Here is a 15,331-nt window from a genome sequence, read left to right as displayed (position 1 = left end):
GATGCGGAGAGGAGAACGCGCCATGCAGCGCGATAGCGGCGGCAGCGGCAACGACCGCGCCGTGATCTTGTTTCTGATCGCCCTCGGCGTGCTGCTGCCGCCGGGGCTGTGGGTCTGGGCCGGCGCCGGCCGGCCGTGGTGGTGGCTGTACGCGGCCTGGTTCGCGGTGATCGCCGCCATCGCCGTCCTGCGCACGCGCGCGCCGCGATGACGACCGAACTCTGGCAGCTGTTCCTCGCCGGACTCGGCTATCTGGCCGTGCTGTTCGTCGTCGCCTACGCCGCCGAGCGGGGCTGGCTGCCGCAGCGCGTGGTCCGCCATCCGCTGACCTACGCGCTCTCGCTCGGCGTCTACGCCACCACCTGGAGCTTCTACGGCAGCGCCGGTTTCGCGGCGACGCAAGGCTATCTGTACCTGACGATCTACGTCGGCGTGACGCTGGCCTTCGTGCTCGCGCCGGTGCTGCTGCAACCGCTGCTGCGCCTGGTGCGCGACTACCAGCTCGCCTCGCTCGCCGATCTGTTCGCGTTCCGCTATTCGAGCCCGTGGACCGGCATGCTGGTGACGGTCTGCATGCTGGTCGGCGTGCTGCCGTACATCGCCCTGCAGATCCAGGCGGTCGTCAGCTCGGCACAGGTGCTCACGCGCGAACCGTCGACCGGCATGCTGGCGCTGGTGTTCTGCGCGACGGTGACGCTGTTCGCGGTGCTGTTCGGCGCCCGCAACGTCACGCCGCGCGAGAAGCACGAAGGCCTGGTCGTGGCGATCGCCTTCGAGTCGCTGATCAAGCTCATCGCGCTCGCGGCCTGCGGCGCGTTCGCGCTGTTCGGCGTGTTCGGCGGCCCGGCCGAGCTGCAGGCCTGGCTCGCCGCGCATCCGCAGGCGGTCGCGCAGCTGCAGGCGCCGCTGCGCGAGGGCAGCTGGACGACGCTGCTGCTGCTCGCGTTCTCGGCCGCGTTCCTGCTGCCGCGCCAGTTCCACATGCTGTTTGCGGAGAACATCAATCCCGACGGCCTGCGCGTCGCCAGCTGGGCTTTCCCGCTGTTCCTGCTGCTGCTCAATCTCGCCGTGCCGGTGCTGCTGTGGGCCGGGCAAGCGTCGGGGCTCGACGTACCGCCGGACTACTACGCGCTGGCGCTGGCGCAGCGCGGCGGCGGCTGGCTGACGTTCCTGACTTTCATCGGCGGCATCTCGGCGGCGAGCGCGATGATCATCGTCGAGAGCCTGGCGCTGGCGGCGATGTGCCTCAACCACCTGATCCTGCCGCTCTGGGTCAACAGCGGCGCGCCGCCGTCGCAGCATCTGTACCGGCGCCTGCTGTGGGGCCGCCGCGTGCTGATCGCCGTGGTCATCTTCACCGGCTACGGCGCTTACGCGACGATGCGCAAGACCTCCGGCCTGGTCCATCTCGGCCTGATCTCGTTCTGCGCAGTCACGCAGTTCCTGCCGGCGGTGATCGCGATGTTGAGCTGGCCGCGCGCCAACCGCGTCGGCTTCCTCGCCGGCGTCAGCGGCGGCATGTCGATGTGGTTCCTGATCCTGGTCTGGCCGCTGGCCTTCGGCTCGCCGTCGCCGCTCGCCGGCCTGCCGCTGCACGACGAGGATCCCTGGCTGTTCGCGACGTTCTGGTCGCTCGCCGTCAACGTGCTGCTGTTCGCGCTCGGCTCGCTGCTCGCCGCCCCGAGCGCCAAGGAGCAGGCCGCCGACCAGGCCTGCCGCCTCGACGCCGTGCTGCTGCTGTCGGAACGCCCGCAGGCGCTCGGCATCGCCGAGCTGCGCGCACGCATCGACGCCGCGCTCGGACCGGAGGCCGCGCAGGCGGAGCTGGCGCGTGCGCTCACCGATCTCAAGCTCGACGACACCGAGCGCCGGCCGCGCCAGCTGCACTTCCTGCTCGAACGCCTGCAGCGCAATCTGTCCGGCCTGATCGGCCCGCAACTGGCGCGCGAAGTGCTGGCCAGCGAAGAGGCCACGGCGCCGCGGCGGCGACTCGTCGAGGAGGAACTCGAGCATTCGCAGGATCGCCTGCGCGGCCTGGCCGCCGAGCTCAACCACCTGCGCCGCTTCCATCGCCAGATCCTGCAGGATCTGCCGGTCGGCGTGTGCTCGCTCGGCCCGCAGCGCGAGGTGCTGCTGTGGAACGAACGCATGGCGGAGATCGCCGGCCTGCCGGCGGACGCCATGCTCGGCGCGCGCGTCGACGAACTGCCGCCGCCGTGGCAGGGCCTGTTCACGCGCCTGATCGCCGCCGACACGCCGCATCTCTACAAGCAGCAGGCGACGCTCGCCGGCCGCACGCGCTGGCTGAACCTGCACAAGGAAGCGATCGGCGAAGCCGGCGGCGAGACGGACAGCCTGGTGCTGCTGGTCGAGGATCTCACCGAGCAGCAGCAGCTCGAGGCCGAGCTCGCGCACAGCGCGCGGCTGGCGTCGATCGGCACGCTGGCATCCGGCGTCGCGCATGAGATCGGCAATCCGCTGACCGGCATCTCGTGCATCGCGCAGAACCTGCGCGACGAGGACGATCCGCGCGAGCGCGAGCAGGGCATCGACGAGATCCTCGCGCAGTCGCGGCGCATCAGCGACATCGTGCAATCGCTGCTCAGCTTCGCGCGGCCGTCGGCGCCGGAAACGCGCACGCTCGACCGCCTCGATCTCGCCGCCCTGGTCGACGAGGCGATCCGCCTCGTGCGCCTGTCGCGCTCCGGCCGCGACATCGCCTTCGTCAACCGCGTGCCGCCGGCGCTGGCGATCGATGGCGATCGCGCGCGCCTGACGCAGGTCTTTCTCAACCTGCTCGCCAACGCCGCCGACGCCTCGCCGGCCGGCGGCCGCATCGAGATCCGCGCCGCGCGCGGCGCCGCCAGCGTCACCGTCGAGGTGCAGGACTGGGGCAGCGGCATTCCCGAGGCGCTGCTCGACCGCATCTTCGAGCCGTTCGTCACCACCAAGGCTCCCGGCCGCGGCACCGGTCTCGGCCTGCCGCTGGTGTTCCGCATCGTCGCCGACCATGGCGGCAGCATCACCGTCGACAGCCATGCCGGCGCCGGCACCACGTTCACGCTGCGCCTGCCGGCGGCGTCCGAATCGCTGCAGGGCATCCTGACCTGAGACCGCCACATGAGCCGCATCCTCATCGTCGAAGACGAAGCCGTCATCCGTCGCCAGCTCGCCCGCCTGCTCGCGCGCCATGGCTACCAGATCGCCGAAGCCGGCAGTGTCGCCGAGGCCGAGGCGCTCGGACCGTCGCAGTTCGATCTGGTCGTCGCCGACGTGCGCCTGCCGGGCGCGCCGGGGACCGATCTGATCCCGCGCGCGACACCGACACCGGTGCTGGTGATGACCAGCTACGCCAGCATCCGTTCGGCGGTCGAGGCCATGCAGCTCGGCGCCGCCGACTACATCGCCAAGCCGTTCGATCACGACGAGATGCTGCTGACGATCGCGCGCATCCTGAAGAGCGGCCTGCAGGCGCGGCAGAACGCCGCGCTCAAGCAGGATCTCGGCCGCGACTATCCGACGCTCGGCATGGTCGGCAACAGCACGGCGATCCGCGAGGTCTTCGACCGCGTGCGCCGCGTCGCCGGCGCCGACGTCACCGTGCTGATCCGCGGCGAATCCGGCACCGGCAAGGAACTCGTCGCGCGCGCGATCCATGACCTCGGCGCGCGCAAGGATGGCCCGTTCATCGCCGTCAACTGCGCGGCGATTCCCGACAACCTGATCGAGGCTGAGCTGTTCGGTCACGAGAAGGGCGCGTTCACCGGCGCAACGCAGAAGAAGGACGGCCTGATCGCCGCCGCGCATGGCGGCACGCTGTTCATGGACGAGGTCGGCGAGCTGGCGCCCGGCGTGCAGTCGCGCCTGCTGCGCGTGCTGCAGGAAGGCGAGATCCGCCCGGTCGGCAGCACGCAGTCGCGGCGCGTCGACGTGCGCCTGCTCGCGGCGACGCACCGCGATCTGGAGCAGATGGTGCGCGACAAGAGCTTTCGCGAAGATCTCTACTACCGCCTCAAGGTCATGGAGATCACGCTGCCGCCGCTGCGTGCGCGCGGCGACGACGTCGAGCTGCTCGCCCGGCATCTGCTCGAGCGCGCTGCCCAGCGCCTGAGCCGCGGCGGATTGCGCCTGTCGGAACGCGCGCTCGCGGCGATCCGCCGCTACGACTGGCCCGGCAACGTGCGCGAACTCGGCAACGCGCTCGAACGCGCGGTGATCCTCTGCGACGGCCCCGCGATCGAGCCCGAGCATCTGGCGATTCCCGACTCGGCGCCGGCCGCCGCCGCGCCATTCGCCGCGGGCGGCAGCAGCGGCCAGAGCCTTGACGACTACTTCCGCCAGTTCGTGCTCGCCAATCAGGATGCGATGACCGAGTCCGATCTGGCGCGCGCGCTCGGCATCAGCCGCAAGACGCTCTGGGAACGTCGCGGCAAGATGAACCTGCCGCGCAGCCGCGGCTGAGGCCGAGCAGTTCACAGTTGCCTGCGGAGACACCTCCGGAAGCGTGAGCTGGCACTCATTCCGATGAGTGTCCATACGTATTCTTGACACCCACGGCCTGTTTCGAGCCCACCGGGGGGGGGACAGCGATCATGACGGCACGGCATCACGGCACACGCTGGAGCGGCGCCATCCTGCTGGGGATGGCGATGCTGCCCGTCGTCGCGACGGCGCAGACCCGCATCGACTTCAATGCCGTCCCGCAGATTCGCCAGCTGTTCGGAAGCTGGCCGCTGCCCGACATCATCGACGGCGCCTGCAGCCGCGAAGGCGAATCCGGCATATGCCTGCGGCGGCAAGGTGCGCAGCCCGCCACTCAGGAACTCTTCGTCAGCGTTCGCGACGGCCATGCATTCGGTATTTGGGAGCCGCCGTCCGCACACCGTCACGATTCGCGCGTGCACAGCGCTTCCGACCGCACGACGTTCCCCGCCGATCTCGGCCGCGCCGGCGACATCCGCCGCGCCCTGCGCAGCGACGCGCCGTGTCCGATGCTCGTCGTCAATCGCGTGCAGGCGGAGGAAGCACGTCCGCTGGGCTGGTTGCGCACCTTCATCGACCTGCAGAACAACACCGGCCGTGATGTGTTCTACGGCATCGAGTTCTGGAACGGCGAACACAGCGGGCGACTGCCGCGCGGCACGTTGCAATCCCAGTATCTGGAGAATCTGATCCTGGCCGCCGACGGCGTCTGGGCCTTCGTTTTCGAACTCGACCGTGCGCAACGCGGCACCGGGTTCTCCGCCTCCACGTGGCGACCGGGCGACGTGCAGGCAACGTTTCTCCGATGCCCGGCGCCTACTATCACACCAGGGGGATAGATCATGCGCTTCGTTCTACTGATGTCGCTGATGCTGGCGGCAGGGGTGGCCTCGGCTTCCGACCGTGACCAGCCGCCACCGCTTCATGCCAAGTCGATTGCACCGAAGAACACCACGTCGAATATCGCACCGCCCGTCGAGAGCGACACGACCTTCGTCGTCAACTCGGGTTCCGGGCTCGACACCGGTTGCACCTTCCGCAGCGGCGGGCCGCTCGTCATCACGCTGAAAATTCCGCGCGTGCTCTCCGACACCATCGCCAATCTGGTCGCCAAGGGCGGCCTCGGCGCGACTGCGCGCATCTTCTTCCCGGCCTATGACGTCGATTACGACGGCGGGGACGGCTCGACTCCGCCGGAACGCGACCTCATCTCGCTCAACGGCACGAACGTCAACAACGCCGCCGGCGTCGGCCCCTATCTGAACGGCTACAACAACGCCTGGTATCTGAACGAGTTCAAGGTACCGGTCGGCCTGCTGCACTTCGGCAGCGCCGGCACCCCGGGCGACAATGTCCTGCAGATCGACATCGATACCGCCAGCGGATCGGACGAGAACTGGTGCACCGGCATCGACTGGGTTGCCGTGACGATCGAGGCCCCGGTGCCCGCACTGCTCCTGCACGGCTTTCTGTCCGACGGGCCTGGCGCCTGGGCCGGCGGCGGAGTGCTGCAGGGGCTCAACGACGACGGCGTGCAGAATTCCGGTTCGGACATCAGCATCGGCGGCTTCGACTCCATCGCCGACAACGCCGGCGACATCAAATCCAAGATCGCCGCGTACAAGCAGGCCTGGGGCATCAAGCGCGTACAGCTGATCGGCCACTCCAAGGGCGGCCTCGACTCGCGCGGCTATATCGAGAGCGGCGCCTACGACGACGATGTCGTGCGCCTGATCCAGGTCGGTTCACCCAACAAGGGCAGTCCGGCCGCCGACGTCGGCACCGTTCTCCAGTACTGGCTCGGCGGGGTCCTGGCGTCGGCCCTCAATCCCGCGCTGATCAACCTGTCGACCACCTACATGGCGTACTTCAACGCCCGGCATGGCGCCAACCCCGCGGTACCGACGATCTCGTTCGCCGGCGTGCATACCGGCGGCAATTGCCTGCTGTCGGGCTGGACGTGGCTGCTCGGCGACAATGACGGCATCGTGCCGCTCGGCAGCGCACACGGCCTGTCGTATGCGACCAAGCTCGGACCACTGAACAGCAGCAGCGACGACAGCTGCCACACCGGCATGAACAAGTCGCGGCTGGTCTACGACCAGTATCTGCGCAGCTACGCACTCGCCGCGGATGCGCAGGGCACGAGCGCCAAGCGCAAGGTGGCGGGCACCGGCGACGGCAACATGGGCGCCGTGATGCTCGCGCAGTCGATGGCGTCGGTTGCCGTCGGCGCGGAAGCGACGCTCGAGTTCCCGCTTGCCGGTGGCGGCGGCGAATCGTTCGCTATCGCCTTCGCCGGCGATCCCGCGCAGTACGACATCAGCCTCCGCCTTCCGAACGGCGACATCGTCACGCCGACATCGGGCACCGGCGCCACGATCGGCGATCTCGGACTGGGTTCGCTGGGTCTGATCCAGGGCACGATCAGTTCGACGCAGACCGGCACCGCGCGCGTGATCGTCAAAGCGACGCGCACGACCGCGAACACCAAGCTCGTACTGTCGGCTTTCCCCGCCGGTCTGAGCGACACAGCGTATATCTATGCGATGCCCGAAATCGGCGTCGTCGGCGCCGATACGAGCTTGCGCTTCTCGATGACGCGTAACGCCGCCGCGCTGGCGCTGACCGGCGGCTCGGTGACGGTCACCTACGCCGACGCCCACCAGGCAACGGTGCCGCTCACCGTCGACGGCAGCGACCTGAGCGGCGTGCTCCGGCCCGATGCCGCCGGCACCGTACTGATGACCTTGACGGCGCAGACGGCAAGCGGCGCCCGCGTCAGCAATGTGCTGTTCCCGGTCATCGATCCCGCGGTGACCCTGAGCAGTGACACGGCAAGCGCGGTCACCACGCTCGATACGAACGGCAACGGTCTGATCGACGTACTGCGGATACCGGTCACGCTCGCGGCGCCGGCGCCGGGCGACTACGACATCCGTGGCGAATTGCACACATCAGGCGGACAGAGCGTCATCGGCGTCGGCCGTCTCACGGCCGGCGCAGCCGAAGCGGTATCCGGCGCGCTCAGCTTCCCGGGCAACGAGCTGTATCTGAGCGGCGAAAACGGCCCGTACACGCTCGCGAAAGCGACCGCGATCCGCGTCGACAGCTCGCAACTGGTCGGCGAATCGACGCTGACGCGGACCACGCCCGCGTACGACCACACCATCTTCGAGCACAACCCGGTCCTGGTCGGCGCCATCGAATCGTCACGCGGCATCGACGAGAACGGCACCGATGGCATCGAAGCCATCGAGGTCTCCTTCCCGGTCGAGGTGGACGCCGCCGGCACCTACACGTACTCGGCGAGGCTCAGCAGCCTGTTTGGCGACGAGTTGGGCTTCCAGCAGAAGACCACGAGCCTAGCCGCCGGCAGCAACGTCCTGACGCTGGTCTTCCCGACCACGGAGATCGTAGCGCGGAACCTGCCGCCGCCGTTCGTCGTCGAAGGCTTGCTGATCTTCGGCAACGGCGGCTCGGCGATCCGCAACGTGGTCGGCAGCATCAGCGGCCCGGCCACGTCGGCGATGGAGGGCTATGTCCCTTGTGCGCTGGCCGTGGCGCCTTCGAGCGTCGAGTTTCCTTTCACAGCACGCGGCAGCAACTCGACGGCCGAACTGTCTCTCACCGCCAGCGGCAACAACTGTGTCGTCACTTCGCTCGACACGTCGGCACCGTTCGCGATCGGCGCGACGACGCTGCCGTTGCTCGTCGAGAAAGACCAGACCGTCAAAGTGACGCTCAGTTTCGCGCCAACCGCGGCCGGTCCGGCGACCGGAACACTCGACGTGAATTCGAACGACGACACGCAACCGGTGCAGCACGTAGCGCTGAGCGGATCCGCCGATTACGACTGTGTGTTCGAGACGAACCCCAGCACGCTCGATTTCGGCACGGTACGAGAAGGCAGCAGCGCGACGCGGCAGATCACGGTCCAGAATGCCGCCGACGGACCCGGCTGCACGCTGTCGTCGATCGACAGCGACGGCGCCGAGTTCACCTTCAACTCGAGCGTCGCAGACGGGACGGCGCTGGCGGCCGGCCAATCGTTCACGATCGATGTGAAGTTCACGCCGGCCTCGACCGAGGCGTCCAGCGCAACGCTGACCCTCACCGGCGCGCACGACGAGACGGCGACCGTCGCCATGAGCGGACGCGGCGGACGCAAGCACAACGGCGGCGCGCTGCCGTGGAGCAGCCTGCTGGCGCTTGGTGCGCTCTTCGGCCTGCGGCGCCGGCTTCGCTAAGCCCGCAAGCGACTGACAAACGCCCGCCGACCGGCGGGCGTTTTTTGTTTCCCCACCCGGATCACGACGACCAGATCAGAACGACCCCATCAGGACGATGATCGCGGTGACGCGCGGACGGATGCCGTTCCGGAACTGGCCGCTGCGGGCGCAGCGACGACCGCTGGCAGCAGCGCCCGGAACCCGGCGGCGAGCGCGGCCGTCGCCATCTGAAGAGCGCGGCGGCTGAGCGGGCGCAAATCGAGGACGAGCGGTCGGAGCCGGACGCGAGCGCGCGTATTGCAGCGCAACACCCCGCCCAACGTGCGCTTGCGGACAGATGAGCGGCGCCCCGGCGCGCGCCGATGCGCCCTACGCTGTCCGCGAAATGGGAGGATTTATCTATGCGCATGTTGATACTGCTCGCCGCGCTGCTCGGAACCGCCCCGGCTTTCGCCGCGACCACGGTCAGCAATTTCGTCGGCGCCTACACCGGGCCGATCGGGGATCTGACGGTGTCGGACACCAAGAAGGCCGGCAAGCTGTTCGCCAACACGGTGGTGACGATGAACGGCCGGCTGCTGACACTGCCGCGCGGTACGGCCGCCTTCGACATCAGCTTCGTCCACGATGGGACGACGCGGCGCTTCCTGGTCGTGCGTCCGGAGCCGGCAGGCCCCGGCGCCGCCGCGTTCCTCGTGCTGCACGGCAACGGCGGCACTCCGGAAGCGCAGGCCAACCTCACGATCATCGGTGAGGGCGTCGTCGCCAACGGCTACTGGGCGATCCTGCCCGAAGGCGTCGACAACACCTGGAACGACGATCCGGGCAATTCGACCGGGGTCGACGACGTCGGCTTCCACGCCAAGATCATCGATATTCTCACCGGCTATCTCGGCCTCGACGCGAATCGCCTCTACGCCAGCGGCCTGTCGAACGGCGCGTTCATGGCCGAGCGCCTGGGCTGCGAGCTGTCCAATCGCATCGCCGCCGTCGCGCTGCTCGCCGGCACGATGTCCAAGGGACTTTCGCTGGCCTGCGCGCCGGCGACGCCGCGCCCGATCCTGTTCATCGACGGCACCGCCGACCCGATCGTGCCGTATGCCGGCGGCCGCATCGGCGTGCTGTCGGCGCCGGACGCCTATGCGTTCTGGCTGAGCCGGCACAACTGCACCGCCAGCGCGACGACCACCACGGCGCTGCCGGACGCCGTCGACGACGGCACCACGACCCGCGTGCAGACCAACACCGGCTGCGGCAGCGGCGGCGAGGTGCGTCTCTACACGGTCGACAACGGCGGCCACACCTGGCCGGGCGGCCGGCAGTATTTGTCCGAATCGCTGATCGGCAAGACCAGCCAGGACTTCAAGGCCAATACCGAAATCTGGAATTTCTTCAGCGCGCATCCGCGCTGAGTCCGTTCCCTGTGGGTCTTGCGGCGCGTCGGCCCCAGCGGTCGCCGCGCCGCTTTCGTTTCGTGACACCGCGTTACCTTAGGTAACAGTCCGCCCCGGAGCGTCATCGCCAAGTCACTGTTTCCGTTCAACCTCGATGCTGGCATCGGTTCTGCAAGCACAAGGTCCGACACCGTGCGCGCAGACCGCAGCCACGGGCATAACGACATCGAGGAGAACACCATGAGCAGTCCGGCCGGCGCCTTCGGCGCTACCACACCCGCCATCAGCAAGTCGGAGACGCGGCGCGTCATCTTCGCGTCCTCGCTCGGCACCGTCTTCGAGTGGTACGACTTCTACCTCTATGGCTCGCTGGCGGCGATCATCGCCAAGCAGTTCTTCTCCGGCCTCAACGACACCAGCGCCTTCATCTTCGCGCTGCTCGCCTTCGCGGCCGGCTTCGCGGTGCGCCCGTTCGGTGCGCTGGTGTTCGGCCGGCTCGGCGATCTGGTCGGCCGCAAATACACCTTCCTCATCACGATCCTGATCATGGGTCTCTCGACCTTCCTGGTCGGCGTGCTGCCGAGCTATGCCTCGATCGGCGTCGCCGCCCCGGTGATCCTGATCTCGCTGCGCCTGCTGCAGGGCCTCGCGCTCGGCGGCGAGTACGGCGGCGCGGCGACCTACGTCGCCGAGCATGCGCGTGACGACAACCGCGGCCAGTCAACGAGCTGGATTCAGACGACGGCGACCGGCGGCCTGTTCCTGTCGCTGCTGGTGATCCTCGGCTGCCGCCTCGCGCTCGGCAACGAAGCGTTCGAAGCCTGGGGCTGGCGCATTCCGTTCCTGGTCTCGGCGCTGCTGCTGGCGGTCTCGGTCTACATCCGCCTGCAGCTGAACGAGTCGCCGCTGTTCAAGAAGATGAAAGAGGAAGGCAAGCACTCGAAGGCGCCGCTGACGGAAGCGTTCGGCCAGTGGAAGAACCTGAAGGTGGTGATCCTCGCGCTGTTCGGCGCGACCGCCGGCCAGGCGGTGGTCTGGTACACCGGCCAGTTCTATGCGCTGTACTTCCTGACGCAGACGCTGAAGGTCGACGCGACGACGGCCAACCTGCTGATCGCGGCCGGCCTGCTGATCGGCACGCCGTTCTTCATCTTCTTCGGCTGGCTGTCGGACCGCATCGGCCGCAAGAGCGTGATCATGGCCGGCTGCCTGCTCGCGGCGCTGACCTACTTCCCGATCTTCAAGGCCATCACCCACTACGCCAATCCGGCACTGGAAGGCGCCGCCGCGACCGCGCCGGTGGTCGTCGTCGCCGATCCGAAGGAGTGCAGCTTCCAGTTCGACCCGGTCGGCAAGAAGGTCTTCAACAGCTCCTGCGACATCGCCAAGAGCGCGCTCGCCAAGGCCGGCGTGCCGTACGCGAACGAAGCGGCGCCGGCCGGCACGGTCGCGCAGGTCAAGATCGGCGGCACCGTGTTGTCCTCGTTCGACGGCAAGGCGCTCGACAAGGCCGCGTTCAAGGAACAAACCGGCGCGTTCGGTAAAACGCTCGGCGAGGCACTGGCGGCGGCCAACTATCCGAAGAAGGCCGACCCGGCGCGGATCAACAAACCGATGCTGATCGTGCTGCTGACGGTGCTCGTCCTGTACGTGACGATGGTCTACGGCCCGATCGCCGCCTGGCTCGTCGAAATGTTCCCGACCCGTATCCGCTACAGCTCGATGTCGCTGCCGTATCACATCGGCAACGGCTGGTTCGGCGGCTTCGTGCCGACGATCGCCTTCGCGCTGGTCAGCCTGCATGGCGACATCTACTACGGCCTGTGGTATCCGATCGTGGTCGCGGTGATGACGCTGGTGATCGGCACGCTGTTCCTGCGCGAAACCAAGGGCAGTTCGCTGCACGCCAACGACTGAGGTTGCGCGTGACGCGCCACCGGCGTGTACCGGCCCCGACACACTGTGTCGGGGCCGCTCGCATCCGGCGCTGAAATCCGGCGCCGGGATGCGGAATAATCATCAAGGTCCCGAAAACGAAAGAGCGCGGCCGAGAAACCGCGTCCAAGATCGCAGGAGAAGCTCATGAGTGAGAAGCAGAACATCCAGTCCGTGCTCAGCGAGAACCGCGTGTTCGCGCCGCGTCCGGAGTTCGTCGCCAAGGCGCGACTCGACGCGGACCGGCTCGCTGCGCTGCACGCCGCCGCGGCCCGGGACCACGTCGGCTTCTGGGCCGATCTCGCGAAGAAGGAAATCAGCTGGCAGACGCCGTTCACCAAGGCACTCGACGACAGCAAGGCGCCGAACTACGAATGGTTCGCCGACGGCCGCCTCAACGCCTCGGCGAACTGTCTCGACCGCCACCTCGGAGCCAAGGGCGACAAGATCGCGATCCGCTTCGAGGGCGAGCCGGGCGATACGAAGAACTACACGTACCGCGAGCTGCACGCCGAGGTCTGTCGCGTCGCCAACGCGCTGAAGGCGCTCGGCGTCGGCAAGGGCGACCGCGTCGTCATCTACATGCCGATGGTGCCCGAGGCGGTGATGGCGATGCAGGCCTGCGCGCGCATCGGCGCGATCCACAGCATCGTGTTCGGCGGCTTCTCGTCGTCGTCGCTGAAGGACCGCATCGAGGACGCCGGCGCCAAGCTGCTGATCACCGCCGATGGCGGCCACCGCGCCGGCCATGTCGTCGAGCTCAAGAAAGCCGCCGACGAGGCGCTGGCGCAGGGCTGCAAGACGATCGACAAGGTGCTGGTGCTGCAGCGCACCCGGCACGAGGTGCCGTTCGATGCCGCGCGCGACGTCTGGTGGCACGAGATCGTCGGCCGCCAGGATGCGCGCTGCGAGCCCGAGTGGGTCGAGGCCGAGCATCCGCTGTTCCTGCTCTACACCTCCGGCTCGACCGGCAAGCCGAAGGGCATCCAGCACTCGACCGGCGGCTATCTGGTCAACGCCGCGGTCAGCTGCCAGTGGGTCTTCGACCTGCGCGACGACGATGTGTTCTGGTGCACCGCCGACATCGGCTGGATCACCGGCCACTCCTACGTCTGCTACGGCCCGCTCGCCAACGGCGCGACGATCCTGATGTACGAAGGCGCGCCGACCGTGCCGGACGCCGGCCGCTTCTGGAAGATCGCGCAGGACCACGGCGTGACGATCTTCTACACCGCGCCGACCGCGATCCGCGCGCTGATGAAGCTCGGCGACGAGTGGCCGAAGAAGTACGACCTGTCGAAGCTGCGCCTGCTCGGCAGCGTCGGCGAGCCGATCAATCCGGAAGCCTGGATGTGGTACCACACCGTCATCGGCCAGGAGAAGCTGCCGATCGTCGACACCTGGTGGCAGACCGAGACCGGCGCCATCATGATCGCGCCGGTGCCGGGCGCGGTGCCGACCAAACCGGGCTCCTGCACCAGGCCGCTGCCGGGCATCGCCGTCGAGGTCGTCGACGAATCGGGCGAGATCCTCAACGACACCAACATCGGCGGCTACCTCGTCATCAGCAAGCCATGGCCGTCGATGCTGCGCACGATCTGGGGCGACAACGACCGCTACATCAAGACCTACTGGGCGCAGTTCGGCAACAAGTACTACGTCGCCGGCGACTCCACGCACCGCGACGAGGACGGCTACTACTGGATCATGGGCCGCGTCGACGACGTGCTCAACGTCTCCGGCCACCGCCTCGGCACGATGGAGATCGAAAGCGCACTCGTCAGCCATCCGAAGGTCGCCGAGGCCGCCGTCGTCGGCCGGCCGCACGAGGTCAAGGGCGAGAGCGTGTTCGCGTTCGTGATCTGCCGCGGCGAACGCCCGCACGGCGCCGAGGCCGAGAAGCTGGCCAAGGAGCTGCGCGAGCACGTCGGCCGCGAGATCGGCGCGCTCGCCAAGCCGGACGACATCCGCTTCGCCGAGAACCTGCCGAAGACCCGCTCCGGCAAGATCATGCGCCGCCTGCTGCGCTCGATCGCCAAGGGCGAGGAAATCACGCAGGACGTCTCGACGCTGGAGAACCCGGCGATCGTCGCGCAGCTGGCCGGCAAGGCCTGAGCGCGGCGCCGCATCGAACCGGGCTGCATGACGCGGCCGGCGTCCCCGCCAGGGACGCCGGCCGTTTCTTTTTCCGCTCCCCGCGGACGCGGGGCACGCGCTCGCCGCGCTGGCCCGGCCCGCGGCGACGCGTCCGCTCACGGATCGCGATAGACCAGCCAGGTGTTCAGCAGATAAGCGAGCAGCAACGCCCAGCCGGCCCAGCGCTGCCGCTGATGGGTGCCACCGGCCGAGGCGAGCGCCGCGAGCACGATGCCGGTCATCAGCAGCGCCACCGCCGCGGTCGTGGCGTGAATCGGCGCGACCGCCGCCAATAGCGGCCCCGGCCGGTACGCCACATCGTCGAACGCCAGCAGCAGGACGTTGAACAGATTGCTGCCGAGCAGATTGCCGATCGCCATGTCGATCGCGCCGATGCGCGCCGCGGCGACCGTGACCACGATCTCCGGCATCGAGGTCGCGCCGGCGATGAGCAACGTGCCGACGAAGCTCTGCTTCCAGTGCATCGCCTCGGCGAGCTGCTCGCCGACCAGCGGCAGCCACACGCCGGCGGCGGCGACGACGATCGCGGCGCCGATGTAGCGGGCCAGCGCCGCACTCAGCGACGGCCCGGGCCCGTCGCTCGCGGCCGCCGGCGGCGTCGCCTGTGCCGCCTCGCCGGTGAAGATCGCGCGCATCGCCAGCGCATAGGCCACGAGCAGCAGCAGGGAGAACACGCCGACATGACCGAACGCCGGCAGCGCGGCGCGCGGCGCGACCAGCAGGCCGGTCAGTGCCAGCGCCAGCAGCACCACGCCGAACGCCGCGGTCATCAGATGCGTGCGGCTGACGACCGTGAACACCGGACGCCGGCGCAGGCCGACCACCAGTGCCCCCAGGATTGCCAGATTGAAGATGCAGCTGCCGAGCACGTCGCCGGCGGCGATGTCCGGAGCTTCGGCGACACCAGCGGCGCTGAGGCCGGTCACCAGCTCCGGCAGCGAAGTCACCGTGGCGAGCAAGGCCAGCCCGATCCAGCTGCCGGACAGGCCGGTGCGCCGCGCGATCGCCTCGCCGCTGCGGCATAGCTCGGGCCCACCGAGTCCGATCAGCGCGAGACACAGCAGAAACTGCGCCCACAGCGTCAGCACCGGCGCCATATCCATCCTCCGCGAAATTCACGCGCATCCCGCG

Annotated in this window: 9 protein-coding genes; 8 read left to right on the top strand and 1 reads right to left on the bottom strand. The window is 68.5% G+C overall.

Annotated features, from left to right (window positions below):
* Window positions 1-22 precede the first annotated feature (22 nt).
* From K343_RS21780 to acs, 8 genes are all read left to right on the top strand, one after another.
* On the top strand, window positions 23-211 hold the full coding sequence (locus K343_RS21780; RefSeq protein ID WP_020651274.1) for a hypothetical protein: 189 nt from the start codon (window positions 23-25) through the stop codon (window positions 209-211).
* Entirely contained in the window at window positions 208-3,111 is a 2,904-nt protein-coding gene (locus K343_RS0111325) for a sensor histidine kinase (protein ID WP_028008179.1), read from the top strand. Before K343_RS21780 ends, K343_RS0111325 begins: the two co-directional genes overlap by 4 nt.
* Window positions 3,112-3,120: 9 nt before the next feature.
* On the top strand, window positions 3,121-4,461 hold the full coding sequence (locus K343_RS0111320; protein WP_028008178.1) for a sigma-54-dependent transcriptional regulator: 1,341 nt from the start codon (window positions 3,121-3,123) through the stop codon (window positions 4,459-4,461).
* A 131-nt stretch (window positions 4,462-4,592) separates the two neighbouring features.
* Complete coding sequence (locus tag K343_RS0111315) at window positions 4,593-5,321, top strand: hypothetical protein (protein WP_028008177.1); 729 nt, start codon at window positions 4,593-4,595, stop codon at window positions 5,319-5,321.
* A gap of 3 nt (window positions 5,322-5,324) precedes the next feature.
* On the top strand, window positions 5,325-8,732 hold the full coding sequence (locus tag K343_RS0111310) for a choice-of-anchor D domain-containing protein (RefSeq protein WP_028008176.1): 3,408 nt from the start codon (window positions 5,325-5,327) through the stop codon (window positions 8,730-8,732).
* A gap of 389 nt (window positions 8,733-9,121) precedes the next feature.
* On the top strand, window positions 9,122-10,126 hold the full coding sequence (locus K343_RS0111305; protein ID WP_245585179.1) for a CE1 family esterase: 1,005 nt from the start codon (window positions 9,122-9,124) through the stop codon (window positions 10,124-10,126).
* A gap of 222 nt (window positions 10,127-10,348) precedes the next feature.
* Window positions 10,349-12,025, top strand: coding sequence for an MFS transporter (locus K343_RS0111300; RefSeq protein WP_028008174.1), 1,677 nt, complete (start codon window positions 10,349-10,351; stop codon window positions 12,023-12,025).
* A 165-nt stretch (window positions 12,026-12,190) separates the two neighbouring features.
* Window positions 12,191-14,158, top strand: coding sequence for an acetate--CoA ligase (gene acs / locus K343_RS0111295; protein WP_028008173.1), 1,968 nt, complete (start codon window positions 12,191-12,193; stop codon window positions 14,156-14,158).
* Between the two features lie 137 nt (window positions 14,159-14,295).
* Here acs and K343_RS0111290 read toward each other — a convergent pair whose 3' ends face one another.
* Window positions 14,296-15,297, bottom strand: a complete 1,002-nt coding sequence (locus K343_RS0111290; RefSeq protein WP_154662525.1) for a sodium:calcium antiporter — start codon at window positions 15,295-15,297, stop codon at window positions 14,296-14,298.
* Window positions 15,298-15,331: the final 34 nt, after the last annotated feature.

It is taken from the genome of Solimonas flava DSM 18980 (genome assembly GCF_000426685.1).
In the GTDB taxonomy this organism is placed as follows: Bacteria; Pseudomonadota; Gammaproteobacteria; order Nevskiales; family Nevskiaceae; genus Solimonas; species Solimonas flava.
This window is presented reverse-complemented; position numbering and strand designations above follow the sequence as displayed.

What these genes read in the sequence shown, in the direction of transcription:
- K343_RS21780 (WP_020651274.1), top strand. Translation starts at nt 23, where the DNA reads ATGCAGCGCGATAGCGGCGGCAGCGGCAACGACCGCGCCGTGATCTTG.
- K343_RS0111310 (WP_028008176.1), top strand. Translation starts at nt 5,325, where the DNA reads ATGCGCTTCGTTCTACTGATGTCGCTGATGCTGGCGGCAGGGGTGGCC.
- K343_RS0111325 (WP_028008179.1), top strand. Translation starts at nt 208, where the DNA reads ATGACGACCGAACTCTGGCAGCTGTTCCTCGCCGGACTCGGCTATCTG.
- K343_RS0111320 (WP_028008178.1), top strand. Translation starts at nt 3,121, where the DNA reads ATGAGCCGCATCCTCATCGTCGAAGACGAAGCCGTCATCCGTCGCCAG.
- K343_RS0111290 (WP_154662525.1), bottom strand. Translation starts at nt 15,297, where the DNA reads ATGGCGCCGGTGCTGACGCTGTGGGCGCAGTTTCTGCTGTGTCTCGCG.
- K343_RS0111300 (WP_028008174.1), top strand. Translation starts at nt 10,349, where the DNA reads ATGAGCAGTCCGGCCGGCGCCTTCGGCGCTACCACACCCGCCATCAGC.
- acs (WP_028008173.1), top strand. Translation starts at nt 12,191, where the DNA reads ATGAGTGAGAAGCAGAACATCCAGTCCGTGCTCAGCGAGAACCGCGTG.
- K343_RS0111315 (WP_028008177.1), top strand. Translation starts at nt 4,593, where the DNA reads ATGACGGCACGGCATCACGGCACACGCTGGAGCGGCGCCATCCTGCTG.
- K343_RS0111305 (WP_245585179.1), top strand. Translation starts at nt 9,122, where the DNA reads ATGTTGATACTGCTCGCCGCGCTGCTCGGAACCGCCCCGGCTTTCGCC.